Annotated in this window: 14 protein-coding genes, 1 pseudogene and 1 riboswitch; of the genes and pseudogenes, 9 read left to right on the top strand and 6 right to left on the bottom strand. The window is 36.3% G+C overall.

Going from position 1 to position 14893, the window contains the following annotated elements; genetic code table 11:
* The first annotated feature begins 4 nt into the window (after positions 1–4).
* Positions 5–553, top strand: a complete 549-nt coding sequence (locus F7984_RS17630; protein WP_258188216.1) for an SIS domain-containing protein — start codon at positions 5–7, stop codon at positions 551–553.
* Positions 554–868: 315 nt separating this feature from the next.
* Positions 869–4150: an Ig-like domain-containing protein gene (locus F7984_RS17625; RefSeq protein WP_140461842.1), complete on the top strand. Its 3282-nt coding sequence runs from the start codon at positions 869–871 to the stop codon at positions 4148–4150.
* A gap of 167 nt (positions 4151–4317) precedes the next feature.
* Here the strand turns inward: F7984_RS17625 and F7984_RS19610 are convergent, their stop codons facing one another.
* On the bottom strand, positions 4318–4449 hold the full coding sequence (locus tag F7984_RS19610; RefSeq protein ID WP_258188215.1) for a hypothetical protein: 132 nt from the start codon (positions 4447–4449) through the stop codon (positions 4318–4320).
* A gap of 16 nt (positions 4450–4465) precedes the next feature.
* A riboswitch (cyclic di-GMP riboswitch) is annotated at positions 4466–4552 on the bottom strand.
* Positions 4553–5063: 511 nt separating this feature from the next.
* Here F7984_RS19610 and galU point away from each other — a divergent pair.
* Complete coding sequence (galU, locus tag F7984_RS17620; protein WP_140461841.1) at positions 5064–5942, top strand: UTP--glucose-1-phosphate uridylyltransferase GalU; 879 nt, start codon at positions 5064–5066, stop codon at positions 5940–5942.
* 376 nt (positions 5943–6318) lie between these two features.
* Here galU and F7984_RS17615 read toward each other — a convergent pair whose 3' ends face one another.
* Positions 6319–6639 (bottom strand): hypothetical protein, encoded by a 321-nt coding sequence (locus F7984_RS17615; RefSeq protein WP_140461840.1) that lies wholly within the window; start codon positions 6637–6639, stop codon positions 6319–6321.
* 591 nt (positions 6640–7230) lie between these two features.
* On the opposite strand from F7984_RS17615, the gene F7984_RS19220 reads away from it, so the two are divergent.
* The 4 genes from F7984_RS19220 to F7984_RS19215 all read left to right on the top strand — a co-directional run bounded on the left by F7984_RS19220 (position 7231) and on the right by F7984_RS19215 (position 10220).
* Entirely contained in the window at positions 7231–7392 is a 162-nt protein-coding gene (locus tag F7984_RS19220) for a hypothetical protein (protein WP_181162028.1), read from the top strand.
* 177 nt (positions 7393–7569) lie between these two features.
* The gene (locus F7984_RS17610) at positions 7570–8439 is read left to right on the top strand and encodes an ROK family protein (protein WP_140461839.1); all 870 of its coding nucleotides are present in this window, start codon (positions 7570–7572) and stop codon (positions 8437–8439) included.
* A 358-nt stretch (positions 8440–8797) separates the two neighbouring features.
* Positions 8798–9949, top strand: a complete 1152-nt coding sequence (gene wecB / locus F7984_RS17605) for a non-hydrolyzing UDP-N-acetylglucosamine 2-epimerase (RefSeq protein ID WP_140461838.1) — start codon at positions 8798–8800, stop codon at positions 9947–9949.
* A gap of 106 nt (positions 9950–10055) precedes the next feature.
* Complete coding sequence (locus F7984_RS19215) at positions 10056–10220, top strand: YwzD family small protein (RefSeq protein WP_181162027.1); 165 nt, start codon at positions 10056–10058, stop codon at positions 10218–10220.
* 56 nt (positions 10221–10276) lie between these two features.
* Here the strand turns inward: F7984_RS19215 and F7984_RS17600 are convergent.
* From F7984_RS17600 to F7984_RS17585, 4 genes and pseudogenes are all read right to left on the bottom strand, one after another.
* Positions 10277–11140, bottom strand: a pseudogene (locus F7984_RS17600) (IS3 family transposase); the annotation flags it as partial.
* Entirely contained in the window at positions 11104–11670 is a 567-nt protein-coding gene (locus F7984_RS17595) for a helix-turn-helix domain-containing protein (RefSeq protein WP_140461836.1), read from the bottom strand. The gene F7984_RS17595 and the pseudogene F7984_RS17600, both read right to left, overlap by 37 nt.
* 71 nt (positions 11671–11741) lie before the next feature.
* On the bottom strand, positions 11742–12680 hold the full coding sequence (locus tag F7984_RS17590) for a polyisoprenyl-teichoic acid--peptidoglycan teichoic acid transferase TagU (RefSeq protein ID WP_140461835.1): 939 nt from the start codon (positions 12678–12680) through the stop codon (positions 11742–11744).
* Positions 12681–12849: 169 nt separating this feature from the next.
* Positions 12850–14115 (bottom strand): C40 family peptidase, encoded by a 1266-nt coding sequence (locus tag F7984_RS17585; protein WP_140461834.1) that lies wholly within the window; start codon positions 14113–14115, stop codon positions 12850–12852.
* Positions 14116–14282: 167 nt separating this feature from the next.
* Here F7984_RS17585 and F7984_RS17580 point away from each other — a divergent pair, with 167 nt between their 5' ends.
* The gene (locus F7984_RS17580; protein WP_140461833.1) at positions 14283–14462 is read left to right on the top strand and encodes a hypothetical protein; all 180 of its coding nucleotides are present in this window, start codon (positions 14283–14285) and stop codon (positions 14460–14462) included.
* A 15-nt stretch (positions 14463–14477) separates the two neighbouring features.
* Positions 14478–14804 carry a hypothetical protein gene (locus F7984_RS17575; protein ID WP_140461832.1) on the top strand — a complete coding sequence of 109 codons (327 nt, stop codon included), beginning with the start codon at positions 14478–14480 and terminating at the stop codon, positions 14802–14804.
* Positions 14805–14893 lie beyond the last annotated feature (89 nt).

Here is a 14893-nt window from a genome sequence, read left to right as displayed (position 1 = left end):
AAGTTTGCTACAGAGCCGGAGGACTTGTCCCGAGCCACGAATGCTTCATGAAGGTGCTCTTGGCTCTTCTCAATTAGAACAGAAAAATGACTTGGCTACCCAATTTATGAAGGATCAAGATATTTGTAAAGACGATGTAATGTTTGTGATTTCTAATTCTGGACGTAATCCGGTTCCAGTCGATGTGGCAAGAGAGGCAAAAGCAAAAGGCGACTTTGTTATTGGAATTACATCTATGGAATTTTCAAAGAGCCAGCCTTCAAGTCATAAAAGCGGCAGCCATTTATTTAATTCTGTAGATTTAGTCATTGATAATTACTCAACAAAGGGAGATGCTGTTCTTACGTATGAAAAGGTTGACATCCCTTTTGGTCCCACATCAACTGTAGTTGGCGTAGTTATTATTAATGCGATCCTAGCAGAATCAGTTAAAATAAAGGCTGATAATAACTTTGATCCGCCAATCTTCCTGAGTGGAAACATTGATGGAGCAGATCAACATAACGAGCAGTTAGTTGAAAAATACCGTGAAAGAATTGCTGTGTTGAAATAGCAAATCATATATAAGTCTTGGTGATTGTTGTGACTAACTTACATATTTATGGAGAGAAGCCCTTTTTATCAGTAATCAATTCAACATTTTATAAGCCTGGTACAATTTAAATCTTCCATTTATTATGGAGGATTTATTTTTGGGTTAATTAATGTAAACATTATTGAAATTCGTAGTGTATTTGTAAACAAAAGTAGAAATATATAGTTAAATAATGATGGCGTTAATTTTGTAGTATAATATAGACGTTTTTAAAATTATTTTATGTATTACTAAAAGGTGTATGCAATTTTGGTTTTATAGGAGTGGCTGTACGTGAAGAATTTCAAAATGATCTTTATTCTTTTCTTAGTGAGCTTTTTGTTGATCGTTGGAAAATCAGAGGCTTCCGCAATTCAACAAAAAGTACCTGAAGGGTTTATTGGTATTTATAATCCGGAAGATTTACATAATATCCGTAATGATTTAAGTGGTCATTATATTTTAATGAATGATATAGACCTCACGCAGATTGTATCTAAAGATGGGGAGTATTACCATAACGGAGCTGGTTGGGAGCCAATTGGGAACGAGGGGAATCCTTTTACAGGAATACTTGATGGAAATGGTTTTAATATATCGGGGCTTCAGATTAAGGACCGTAATGGTTATGTAGGACTCTTTGGAGCTGCGAAGCAAGCGGTCTTTGAAAATATTGGAATTATTGAAAGTGCGATTAACGTGGATAGCACAGCCTACGATAACGCGTATTATGGCGGCCTTGTAGGTAAGATTACGGACTCTTATATTGAAAATGCTTATAGTGGAGTAACTATAACAACCAAGAGAAGTAATATCTTTGTTGGCGGTCTGGCAGGGCATATGACGAACTCTACGATCAAGAATAGTTTTAGCTATGGAAATATAACGGCAAATAAACCTAAAATGAATGGGTACCTAACAGCAGGGACTCTATCTGGTATTGCGAATAGCTCTTCCTCAATTATAAATAGTTATAGTATTGGCAGATTGGTTATTTTTGGTAAAGTGTGTGATAGTACGACCGGTGTTCTTTCGAAGGGAAATCCAAAGGTAGTAAATAGTTATTATCATAAGGATCATCTCTCCGAGTCATCCAGTGATGAGCTATCCAGAACTGTTGAGCAATTGAAAGAACAATCAACCTATCAAGGATTTGATTTTGAAAATGTTTGGATAATGGATGAGGAGTCTATGTATCCCTTTCCAAAACTCAGATCAACTCAATTACAACTTAGTGAGAACACCACAGATTTTGCCGGTGGGATGGGAACTGCGTTTAGTCCTTATAAAATTTCAAAACCGGAACATTTACAAGCGATTAGAGGAAAGGAAAATTCCTTTTTTGAGCTTGTGAATGATATTAATCTATCGCCTATCTCGGCATATGAGCCAATCGGAACAGCCGCTGTTCCATTTGCAGGTTCACTGAATGGTAATGGGTACACCATATCCGGTATGAATATTGATATGATTGCTGATAAGGAAATAACAGCTGGATTATTTGGATATGTTGCCTTTTCAAATATAAAGGATGTTAAGGTACTTGATAGTAAGATTAAGATTAGCAGAAGCAATGTTAAGAAGATGGTCTATGCCGGTGGATTAGCCGGAGTTATTACCGATTCAAAAATATCAGGAATCACTGTTAACAATAACATTTCTTTGAGATCGAGATATATCATTTATACTGGCGGAATAGCTGGACAAATTTCTAATAGTGACCTATCAAATAGTGGAAATATAGGTGACATATACGCCGAATCACTAGACTATGAGAGTTATACTGGAGGATTACTCGGTACTGCTATAGATTCAAGTATTAAAAAAGTATATAACAGTGGAAAAGTTAAAGCCAAATCTAATTTTTATGAGGCGTGCTCTGGAGGAGTAAGTGGATTGCTAATAAGGAGTCAGCTCATTGATGCCTACAATTTAGGAAACATTTATGCTGGTAGTTGGAGCGGTCCACCGAGTGCCGGTGCTTTATCAAGTACAGCAACATCCTCTGAGATTTTAAGAGCCTATAGTATTGGTAAGGTAGAGAAAAGCTCATTGAGTGGTCCTAGGGCTGGTGGATTAATAGACAGTGTATCTGATACAGATCTATCATCCAGTTATTATTACAATAGTTTACAAAACAAAGTAACAGGAGATCCATATTTCCGCGAAGCTGAAGAGTTAAAAGATCCTTCCACCTTCGAAGGTTTCGATTTTAATAGGGTATGGAAAATGGGGGCGAATGATCATTATCCATTTCCAGTTCTGGTAGATCCAGAGTTTGCAGCTCTTGAAAAAACAGAAAACATTAAGTTTAAAAGTCTCCCATTGAAGCAAGTTTATGTGGAAGGTGAACAGCTTGACTTAACGGGTGCTGTACTTGAGGTTGATTCAAATTTCCTAAGGACATATGAGGTTCAGGTAACTCCTGAAATGCTTACGAGAAAATTTTTCCCTTACAATCTGGGTGAACAAACCTTATCCGTTTCATATGGAAATCGTTCAATCGACTTTACTGTTACGGTTATACCAGCTGATCAAAGTCCCCCACAAGTAAATGGTATATCAAATAATGGTTATTATAATAAAGATGTGACGATTACTTTTAATGAAGGCGCCGCAATGCTGAATGGAAAAGCATTTAAGGACGGGACTGTTGTCAAAGCGGCAGGTGTATATACACTGATTGTAACTGATACAGCCGGAAACAAAACAACCGTGAAATTTACGATAGATAAGACGGCTCCAAAGATAACAGGAGTTAAGAACAATGCGTCCTATAATAAAAATGTTAAAGTTGTATTTAATGAAGGCAAAGCAAGTCTGAATGGAAAAGCATTTAAGAGTGGAACGTTCATTAAAGCTGCTGGAAAATACACTTTAACAGTGACCGACATAGCCGGAAACAAAACAACCGTGAAGTTCACAATTGATAAAACGGCTCCAAAGGTAACAGGAGTTAAGAACAATGCGTTCTATAATAAAAATGTTAAAGTCGTATTTAATGAAGGAAAAGCAAGCCTGAATGGAAAAGCATTTAAGAGTGGAACGTTCATTAAAGCTGCTGGAAGATACACTTTAATAGTGACAGACACAGCCGGAAACAAAACAACCGTGAAGTTCACAATTGATAAAACAGCCCCGAAGATATCAGGGGTTAAAAATAATGCTCATTATAGAAAAAATGTCAAAATTACTTTTAATGAAGGAAAAGCAACATTAAATAAAGTGGCATTTAAAAGTGGGTCTACAGTTAAACATGCAAAGACATATACATTGACTGTGACAGACTCAGCTGGAAATAAAACCAAAGTCAAATTTACAATCGACAAAACAGCACCAGCTAAGCCGAAGGTAAATACAGTCAAGAGGACGCACACAACTGTAACCGGTACTGCAGAAAAGCATTCAACGGTTACGGTCAAAGCCGGAAAAAAGGTAATTGGAACAGCAACCACCAACAAATATGGTAAATATAAAATAAAAATTCCAAAACAAAAGAAAAATAAAGCCTTGTATGTATCAGTAAAGGATAAGGCTGGGAATGTAAGTAAGAGTACGAAAATAGTGGTGAAGTAAAGCGGATAAAGTTCATATATTTTATTCTTTAAAAAAACAGCGGAGAAATTGATTAAGATTTCTCCGCTGTTTTACTACATAATTACTAAGCAAGTCATATTGGAAGAATGTTTGCTATTAAATGGTAAGGTGAATGAAAAAAGAATGGAATTTATGCTCCATTCTTCTTACATATTGTATAGCAGCACCTGTAATCCTAAAATGATTCCGACAGCTACTACAATTAGGCCTGCATAGGTTGCAGTCTTTTTTAGTTTTCTTTTTCTGTACATTTCCTCAGGAGTTTGATAGTAATTCAATTTCGTGCCTCCTCGTTTCGGTAACTGGCTGACTTAGCATGGATAAGCTTTAGTCCCTTAAGTTTTGCGTCACCAGTTTTCGCTGGTTTTGCTATTTCGACGTTTAATATAATGGTACAAAATGTATTAAATATAAAACAGGGACCAAAGTCGCATTTTGTCAAAATGTAGGAAAAAATATTTTTATTTATTATTTCAAATTTAACGATATCAATATATTAAAGTTACTGTCAATGTAGTTTTTGTGATGGTTAATATTACATTTTTCATATTATGTACCTGTCGGATTCCAGTATTCTTTTTGCATGACTTTACCCTTCTAATTACCCAATAAGCTCCTATAACAAATATAAGGAATCAAATCTGTAAAACATTGCATCTCAATATAATATGGAAATAAAAGAGAGTTGCAAATGATCTAAGTGAAGGACAAGATTCAATCACGCCAAACTGTACCAGGAGTTATCATTACTATTTAATAACGGTACCATCCTGCTTGCTTCGAAACAAACTGATCAAGGCAGAATGTTTTTTTATTTATATAGGAATATATCGGTATGTGGAGTATTAATCTTATAGAATGAATGATTAAACTGATGATAAAGGGGATTCATATGAAAAAAATCAAGAAAGCAATCATACCTGCAGCAGGTCTTGGAACTAGATTTTTACCGGCCACAAAGGCGATGCCAAAAGAGATGTTGCCAATTGTAAATAAACCGACGATTCAATACATAGTCGAAGAAGCCGTTGCATCTGGGATTGAAGATATTATCATCGTGACAGGTAAGGGCAAAAGAGCCATTGAGGATCATTTTGATCATGCTATTGAATTGGAACATAATCTGAAGGAAAAGCGCAAATTTGATTTGTTGGAGGAGGTCCAAAGACCCTCTGAGCTTGCGAATATCCATTATATCCGTCAAAAGGAACCAAAAGGTCTCGGCCATGCCATCTGGTGTGCGCGAAATTTTATCGGAGATGAGTCATTCGCTGTATTGCTCGGTGATGATATTGTTGTCCATGGTAAGCCGTGCTTACAACAATTGATTGAACAGTATGAGGTACTTGATTCATCAGTTATTGGCATTAAAGCTGTACCTGAAAATGAAACCCACCGTTATGGGATTATCGATTCTATTCAAATGGATGGGCGTTGCCATCTGGTAGGCAGCTTTGTAGAAAAACCGGCGAGAGGAACTGCACCTTCTAACCTTGCTATCATTGGGCGTTATATTTTTAAGGCAGAGATATTTGATTTTCTCGGTGAAATGGAAATAGGAGCGGGCGGTGAAATTCAGTTGACAGATGCCATTCAAAAGCTCAATCAAATTCAGCGTGTCTATGCCTATGAATTTGAAGGGGAACGGTATGATGTAGGCGAGAAACTTGGTTTTATTAAGACAACAATTGATTTTGCTTTGAAAAATGAAGAGTTAAGAGAGGATGTTCTTAAATATATTACTCGGTTGATTGAAATGGAGAGAAGGTAAGTTTGTTATATGGAGTAGAATGGTCAGAGCGTCCTGAATTCTACTCCATTTAAATGAAGGAATCATCTATTGTATTGTTCGCCTGAAATGTAAAATTTCTCGATTTCATTAAGCTTTAAATGTAAATTATATATTTTTTTGTTTAATTCTTTTTTCAATTTGGGGTTATTGCAGGAATCTGTTTTATTGATAAGATATTTTAGTTTGTATTTATACCAAATATGTTTTAGGATTATCATTTTAGCACCTCATTTTGTTCAGTATATAAAATGTATATTCCTTTCTAATTCTAAAATAATCCTTTCGTTCCGAAAATAGGTAAAAGGACGGATTCTTTTTACGAAAAAAAGACTGAACACTCTAAAGTCTAGTCAGTTCAGTCTCCTTTTTGTTTAATCAGAGGAGATAGGTCCTGTAGTACTCCTTTTAATTCAGTACTTTGATACTTTGAGTCATCGTACACTTTTTTAATCACTTTTTGTGCTTCTACTAGCTTTTTTTGCTGCTGGCCATTAATTGATTTTCTTTCCTTTTCGAGTTGTGCTTCTTCTAAGCTCTGGTTTGCCTGATCCTCCGTGTATTGCTTGTACGCTTTTGCACGGGTCTCCTGAATTTCCGCATGATAATGGTTATTCCCATAGACTAAAAATCCAATACACAGTAGAGCTGTTACACCAGTAATCCATATTCGCTTCATAGTTCACCTCTTTCTTTTCCGAATATTAACACGTTGGTTTCCGTCTGAATAGGCTATTTCAGTAAGTTTTTTAGCGTCTGAAATAGCCTGTTCGATATAGTTGTTTTGGTCTGCGAGAAAATTATTTTGATAGGATAGGAATTTTAAATGGATAGATTATTTAAGGAAGGGTTGTTTTGAAAGGGTAGAAATCTGTTTAAAAAAAGTGATTATATTTTTTTAAAACTGCACCAATACTATAATCTATTTTTTGCAATATGATCTTTTAATCTTTTTAGGGAGGCATTGTCCTATTGAGTCCCCGAAATCCTCATTTTATGAACAGGTCTAAGTTGCCACGAATTATTTACTAGTGGTTATATGGTCCTGTATTAACTTTTTAGTCGTTGGTTAAAAGTTGGCTCGTTGTGCGATAAAAAAAATATTATCCATATATTTCTAGGGGTTTGGAAGCAGTATAAGGGTATAAGAAATGGGTTATTTTCTTAAGCATAAATAAATTTTGAGATATTAGTTAAGCTTTCAATATAGCCAAATTAATTATTTACCAAGACACTGAATTTTGTGTAATCAGAAAGGGAGATTTTAGTTATGGAGAAGGAAAGAAAATGTAAAGACCACGATAACCGACATGTGATAGCATTTATCGATGTAATCAAATCAGCTTATGAAAAGGGTACAACAGTCCCTCTTTACAAACCAGGAATTTGCCGAAGAGAGATTAAATTAAAGTTAATGAGCATTTATACGTAAAATTTGCTGCGCCTAAAAGTTAGACTATATATCTTACTTCTGGGGTTTTTATTTATAACGGTTAAATATAGAATGAAAATTGTGGAAGAATATAGTAAGACATATTGGGAGCTTCTTCTCGTAGTATATGAATACTGGACCATTACTTTACATTTTATGATCAGGTGGTGAAAAACCATGGCATGGTATCTTGTGTTTGATATAGGGGCAACAAGTGTTAAATATTGCTGGATGAATGAAATAGGACAGATATCTGCATTTAATAATTTTTCTTCTGAAGGGAAAGATGGTTCTTCTATATTAGAAAGTATAAAAGAGCTTATTTTACAAAATAAAGATAAAGTAAGTGGAGTTGCCATAAGCAGCGCAGGTATTATTGACTCAACTGAAGGAAAAATCATAAAGAGTGGAGCGTTTCAGGATCTTCAAGATAAGCATATTAAAAACTGGATGGGTGATATTGTTCCAGAATTGAAAGTAACTATTGAAAACGATGGGAATTGCGCAGTTTACGCGGAAAAGTGGCTGGGAGAAGCTAAAGAGTTAGATAACTTTATCAGTATATCGATCGGTACAGGAGTGGGTGGAGGCATTTTTCTCAATGGTAAATTATATAGAGGAAGCGAGTTAATGACAGGAGAATTTGGATCTATCTATACTCAATCAATGAGTGGAACTTCTAAATTAAATTCAATTTCTGGTATAAAAGGTGTGCGCCGGAGGTATGCTGCTTATTTGGGAATAGAAATGGAAGAGGTATCAGGAGAAGAAATATTTTATAAGTATGGGCAAGGGGATTACGGACTTGACCGAATTGTTTCAGATTTTTACAGCGGCCTTGCCCTCTTTATATCAAATTTACATTTTATCATTAATCCAGAAAGAATTATTATCAACGGAGGCATTACCCTGAGTGAAACCTTCTTACCTATGTTGACATCTCACTTGAAACTTTATGGATATAATGATGCATCAGCAATTTGCATTTCACCTTTAAAAAATCGAGCTAATTTGGTAGGCGCTTTATATTACCATTTGAATGAATGAAGACAAAAGATATAGGAATTTAAATATCATTAGATGGTTGGATAGGTCCTGTTAAGTTTCTATTTCAATAGAATAGCTAACTACATTGCAATAATCCAGAGGATAATTTTATTAAGAATACGAAATGCAGGTTTGGTTTCATGAAGATATCTCCTTAAATGTTTATTAATTAACTTTTTGTTATATTAAATTGACTAATGAGTGAGCAGAATTAGGCCAATTTATTTAGTGGAATTAGGATATATCAATAAAGTTCAATACTTTCTTTGTCTCTAATGAGCTTACTTGATAATATAAGTTATAGGAACAAATATTAGTTAAGAGTTAAAGTCGTTTTACGTAGATAAAGGAGATTCCCATGGCTCAAAAAATAAAGGTAATGACTGTTTTTGGTACAAGGCCGGAAGCGATTAAAATGGCTCCCTTGGTTAAAGAGTTAGAAAAGTATCCAGAGCAAATTGAAACGATTGTTACGGTAACAGCTCAGCATCGTCAAATGCTTGATCAGGTACTTGATATATTTGATATTAAACCGGATTATGATTTGAATATTATGAGAGATAAACAAACATTGGCAGGAATTACGACCCGTGCACTTGAAGGGCTTCACGAGGTAATGGGTGAGGTTAAACCGGATATGGTGCTTGTACATGGTGATACGACAACAACCTTCGTAGCAAGCCTTGCAGCATTTTATCATTCCATCCCGGTTGGGCATGTCGAAGCAGGTTTACGGACACATAATAAATATTCTCCGTATCCTGAGGAAATGAATCGTCAGCTTACTGGAGTCTTAAGTGATTTACATTTTTCACCTACCTATCAATCCAAACTCAATTTGTTAAATGAAAATAAACCGGAGGATTCAATCTTTATCACCGGAAACACAGCGATTGATGCATTGAAAACAACCGTAAAAGAATCCTATTCCCATCCTATTTTAGATGCTGTGGGCGAAGACCGTCTTGTTTTAATGACCGCACATCGCCGGGAGAACCAGGGACAGCCAATGCGTAATATGTTTAAAGCCATTCAGCATTTGACTGAAGTTCACGAGAATATTCAAGTGGTCTATCCTGTCCACTTAAATCCTGTCGTTAGAGAACTGGCAGCTGAAATTTTGGGTGAAAATCCACGAATTCATTTAATTGAACCGTTGGATGTGATTGATTTTCATAACTTTGCATCCAGATCGTATTTAATCCTGACTGATTCAGGCGGTGTTCAGGAAGAAGCTCCATCTCTTGGAGTCCCGGTATTGGTTTTAAGAGACACAACAGAGCGGCCGGAAGGAATAGAAGCCGGTACATTGAGGCTCGCAGGTACAGATGAGGATGTTATATTCAATATGGCAAATGAGCTTTTATCAGATGAAGGGGCGCATGCCGAAATGGCGAAAGCATCCAATCCCTATGGAGATGGGGAAGCATCCAGGCGTATTGTCGAGGCCATTCTCTATTATAAAAGGGAAAGAAACAAAAGACCGGTAGATTTTTTGTCATCTAAGTAGATGGTTGTTTCAGCAGCATTACTATTATGTGTCAAAATCTTTCATATATTTACAACATATAGATTAATTTGTATAATTAGGTAATGGTTTTTTGGAGGAGAAAAGTATGATGGCAAATGAACTAAAATACAGAGAGACTGAAGATACTCAGACAAGAGCATTTATGGACCTAATCAGAAATGCCTACACTCGTGGAACAACGGATGAAACATTGACTACAAAGGAATTCATCGAAGAAATTAAATCGGAAATCAAAAATATCTATAAATGATAAAACGGATTAAGCGCACTGCTTAATGATGTGACCCCAAAAAGTTAGAGTTTTTATTATGCAGCTAATTGGCTGGTGTGGAGACGGTATTCAACCGGGCTCATGCCAGCTAATTTTACTTTAATACGTTTGTAATTATAGTAATGAATATATTCTTCAATCTTCATTTTGAGTTCCTCATAGGTACATAACGCTACCCCATAATACATTTCTTGTTTTAATAAACCAAAGAAGTTCTCCATAGGTGAGTTATCTAAACAGTTTCCTTTCCGGGACATACTTTGGAATACCTTATTTTTCTTAAGAGTTTTCACCCATTTAATATGTTGATAGTGCCATCCCTGATCAGAGTGAACTGTTGTCCTAAAGGGAGAGTCTTTCACAATTTCTAGCGCTTCTTCCAGAGGTCGAAGGGCAAAATCTAAAGTCGGGCTGAAGTTGATACCATATGAAAGAATTTCACCATTGAATAAATCCATGATGGGATTTAGGTAAAGTTTTACGCCGTCTTTGCATTTAAATTCTGTGATGTCTGTGGCTAATTTTTGATGGTAAATATTTGTGTGAAAACGACGTTGAATGCGGTTCTTCGCCACGGTCCCAACGTTCCCTTTATAAGAGCTGTACCGACGTGATTTCCTTCTGAATTTATCTCCTTTGAGCCCAAGTTTTTTCATGATGCGCTGCACTTTCTTATGATTCACTTGAATCCCCCTGTTCCTCAATTCCAGGTGGATTCGATGGTATCCATAGTTGCCATGATTCTCTTCAAAAATAGCTTGGATACAATCTTCAAGCTCCTGATTTGGATTTTCTTTCTCCATCATTTTTATATGATAATGATAGGTGGACTCTGGCAGGCCTACTATACATAATACATCCATTAATCGGTAGTTTTCTTTGAGTTCGAATGATAACGCTGCCTGTGCTTTTCGAGATAGCCTTCCGGATCCATCCGAAAAGCTCTCAACTTTTTTAAGTAATCATTCTCCAAGCGAAGGAGTTCATTTTCTCGCTCCAATTTTTGTTCGTACGTCATATCTTTTTGTTCTTTGTTTTTATTTATCCTCTTATTCTTCGCTTTATCAGACATGGGTGGCCGTCCTTTCGGTTTATCCAGTGCTTCAGTTCCACCCTCATGAAAAGCCTTCTTCCACAAATTAATCATTGGAGGATTCGTGATCCCGAATTGCAGGGCAGTATCTATTTCTGAAGAACCTGTTCTTTTCATAAAGCTTAATACATCCATCTTGAATTGAACAGGATAAACGTCCTTTTGAGTCTTTCTTCTTAATCCTTCATGTCCAAATTTCTCATAGAGTTTAACCCATCTTAAAATCGGAGATTGGGAAGGTAATCTATATTTCTGAGCCAGGAGTTTATATGACAGTTTTCCTTCCTGGTATTCTTTTACGATCATTAATTTGAATTTTTCACTATATTTGGCCATAAATAAACACCCCAAAAGTTTAGATTCAAACTCTAACTTTTAGGGTGCAGTACATAATCCGTTTCTTTTATTTACTTATTGATTTGTAAATGTTTCTTTAACGTATCCTGAAGGTTAGTCAGAGATTCATCGGAAGGAATATAATAATAAATTTTATTTATTTTTGTTCCTTGCCCCTCAAGCTGCAGCTGTTCTAATGACTTTGCTGCTTCCTTGTAGTTTTGCTGAATGCTGACCATTTGGGAGAAGCTGATATCTGTTTTTACATTATCACCGAGTGCCTCAAAAATCCCATCAAAGCGGGTTAGAGAAGAAAGGCTGGCGCCTTTGTTAAGGACTGCCTGGATCACTTGCCTTTGTCTCATTTGGCGCCCGAAATCACCGCGTGGATCCTCATATCTCATTCGTGAATATGCCAGGGCCTTCTCGCCATTCAAATTAAGGGTTCCTTCTGCGAAGTGATGACCATCAGCTGTAAAATCAAGATCATTTACAACAGTAACACCACCAACAGCATCGACGATATCTTTAAATCCTTCCATGTTAACCTGTGCATAATAATCAATCGGAATATCAAGGAGGTTCTCTACTGTATCCATAGACATTTCCACACCACCAAATGCAAACGCATGGTTGATTTTATCATCTACCCCTTTTCCGATAATTTCCGTTCTTGTATCACGTGGGATACTTACCATTTTGACTGATTCGAGGATTGGATTTACCGTCAGAACAATCATCGTATCGGAGCGTCCCTTATCGCCTTCTCTTTCATCTACACCTAATAAAAGTACAGAAAAAGGTGTCTTATCCTTCAAGCTGACCTTTTCTACCCTCTTTTTAGAACCATCCCGATCGATAGGATCATGCATTGCGTCTAACGCATTGTCGAAGGAACGATACACCGTAAAGGCAAATACACTGCCAACTAAAACAAATAGCCCTATAATTCCCAAAACGATTTTCTTCCACGTTTTCATCTTTTTCTTTTTTGTTCTATCTGTTCTCATATAGCTCCCCGTTTTCTACAAAATATAACAATCTATTTATATTATATAATATTTATATATGATTGAAACGAAGAAATTACATATAGTACTTTTATTAATTAATATTAATTTAAGAGTACCTATAATGTAATAAAAAAATCCAGCCTAACAATTAGGCTGGATCCTGAGTTTAATAGAATCTCTTGAAACTAGAAAAGTGCTTCTTATAATATGAATTACTTAAGCTTACAATTCTAACGCCGCTATTGTCTGCGTTAATGAACTGATTATTTCCTATATAAATGCCTAAATGTGAAATGCCTTTTTTATAGGTATTTTCGAAGAATACTAAATCGCCCGGCTTCGGATTATCTACATAATAAGAACGGTCATAATAGCCTGCTGCTGAGTAGCGATTAATATCATATCCAGCCTTATTAAATACATAATAGATAAAACCACTGCAGTCAAAGCCTGATGTGCTGGTGCCGCCAAAGACATATTTGGTTCCAATAACCTTTTTACTTTCATCGATTAGCCTAGAAGTGAAAGTGGAATTGCCGATTTGACTATCTGAATCATCTCGTACAATTTCATCTTGTTTAGGAGCTGGTTTGCTTGCAGAGTTACCTGATAACTTTAGTGTTTGTCCTACATAAATCATATCTGATTTAAGGTTATTTAATGATTTTAACTGTGCCACTGTCATTCCATATTGCTGACTGATTCTGCCCAACGTATCTCCGCCCCTTACAGAGTATGTTGTATTGGTTGATGGAGTTGGAGTTTTAGGTACAGTTGGCTGTTTGGGTGGATTGGTTGTAGTCAGAACTGCCACCTTTAGTTTCTGCCCAACATAAATTAAATCGGACTTAAGATTGTTAAGGGTTTTTAGCTTGGCTACCGTTAATCCGTACTTTTTTCCAATTTGGCTTAGGCTATCGCCACTCTTCACGACATACACTGTAGTTTTTGAGGTAGAGGGGGACTTAGGGGATGTAGTGACTGGTTGATTAATAACCGCTGTAGTCCTTGAAACTTTAAGCACCTGATTTGGATAAATGATGGTACTTTTTAGATTATTCCACTCTATTAGATTGTTAATGGAGACTTTATACTTGGCTGCAATCTTTGAGAGGCTGTCTCCTGATACAACTTTATATGTTTTAGCAGAGCTTGTCTGGGAAGGAATTTTGGCTTGGGCGGTCTTTTTAGTTGTTGCCGGTTTGGTAGGACTAGTAGATATAATCTTTAATACTTGGTTGGGATAAATCAAGTCGGATTTTAGTTGGTTTGCTTGTTTAAGAGCAGCTACAGTTGTTCCGCTTTTATTGGCAATAGCCGACAAGGTATCTCCTTTTTTTATTGTATATGAATTGGAATCGGCAGATGCAGATCCTGCATATGTTGCAGAAAGTATGGCGACGGCAGCGAATGCGACAGCTTTTGATTTCATTTTGGACTCCCCCTTTGAAAGTATCTCCTATAATATGGTAACACAAGGAAGGGGTTTTGGGAACTTTTTCTATTTTTATGATAAAAAAGAACTATGTGAGTTTATAGGATATAATGGTGAAATTGGTCGAATTATATATTTATATAAGTGAAAAGAGGAGCAGTAGAATGAAAAGAATGATAGTGGCGCTAAGCATTATCGCTTTGGTGTTGGCGCCTTTAACTCCTGTCGAAGCAGCTATACAAAACTCGAAAAATAGTAAAGAAACGACTGATAGGGTTATTGTGAAGGTCAGCCATTCGAAGCTTTTGAACCGATTTCTTCAATACGGAAGTTCGATACTATAAAAGAAGACTAACCTCATGACGCTTCAAAAGCCAAATAGTAAATCAATGGCTGCATTTTTGAAGGAGTTAAAGAAAAATCCTGGGGTTCTCTATGCCGAGCCTGATTATAAAGTAACTCTGGATGGAATGTCTAATGACCCTTTACTTAATAAACAATGGCATCATAATGCCATTCAATCAGGGCAAGCTTGGGATACGACAAAAGGTTCCCAGAAAACAATCGTTGCGGTGATTGATAATGGAATTGATTTAAAGCATCCGGATCTTTCTCCAAATATTATTAGGCCATTTGATATCGTGGCAAATACGAATAAAAAGATACATGAGCGTTTACCTGTCTGATGCTGCTGGAAACACAAGCTCCTACCGATTGACGGTAAGGAAGTAAGGAGAGTAGTTATTTTGGGGGATTTTTAGGAATTGGCATGGTT

This window comes from Pradoshia sp. D12 (genome assembly GCF_008935075.1).
Taxonomy (GTDB): domain Bacteria; phylum Bacillota; class Bacilli; order Bacillales; family Pradoshiaceae; genus Pradoshia.
The sequence above is the reverse complement of the archived record's forward strand: the minus strand, read 5'-3'. Positions and strand labels throughout refer to the sequence as shown.

What these genes read in the sequence shown, in the direction of transcription:
- galU (WP_140461841.1), top strand. Translation starts at nt 5,064, where the DNA reads ATGAAAAAAATCAAGAAAGCAATCATACCTGCAGCAGGTCTTGGAACT.
- F7984_RS17615 (WP_140461840.1), bottom strand. Translation starts at nt 6,639, where the DNA reads ATGAAGCGAATATGGATTACTGGTGTAACAGCTCTACTGTGTATTGGA.
- F7984_RS19220 (WP_181162028.1), top strand. Translation starts at nt 7,231, where the DNA reads ATGGAGAAGGAAAGAAAATGTAAAGACCACGATAACCGACATGTGATA.
- wecB (WP_140461838.1), top strand. Translation starts at nt 8,798, where the DNA reads ATGGCTCAAAAAATAAAGGTAATGACTGTTTTTGGTACAAGGCCGGAA.
- F7984_RS17585 (WP_140461834.1), bottom strand. Translation starts at nt 14,115, where the DNA reads ATGAAATCAAAAGCTGTCGCATTCGCTGCCGTCGCCATACTTTCTGCA.
- F7984_RS17575 (WP_140461832.1), top strand. Translation starts at nt 14,478, where the DNA reads ATGACGCTTCAAAAGCCAAATAGTAAATCAATGGCTGCATTTTTGAAG.
- F7984_RS17590 (WP_140461835.1), bottom strand. Translation starts at nt 12,680, where the DNA reads ATGAGAACAGATAGAACAAAAAAGAAAAAGATGAAAACGTGGAAGAAA.
- F7984_RS17580 (WP_140461833.1), top strand. Translation starts at nt 14,283, where the DNA reads ATGAAAAGAATGATAGTGGCGCTAAGCATTATCGCTTTGGTGTTGGCG.
- F7984_RS17595 (WP_140461836.1), bottom strand. Translation starts at nt 11,670, where the DNA reads ATGGCCAAATATAGTGAAAAATTCAAATTAATGATCGTAAAAGAATAC.
- F7984_RS17610 (WP_140461839.1), top strand. Translation starts at nt 7,570, where the DNA reads ATGGCATGGTATCTTGTGTTTGATATAGGGGCAACAAGTGTTAAATAT.
- F7984_RS19215 (WP_181162027.1), top strand. Translation starts at nt 10,056, where the DNA reads ATGATGGCAAATGAACTAAAATACAGAGAGACTGAAGATACTCAGACA.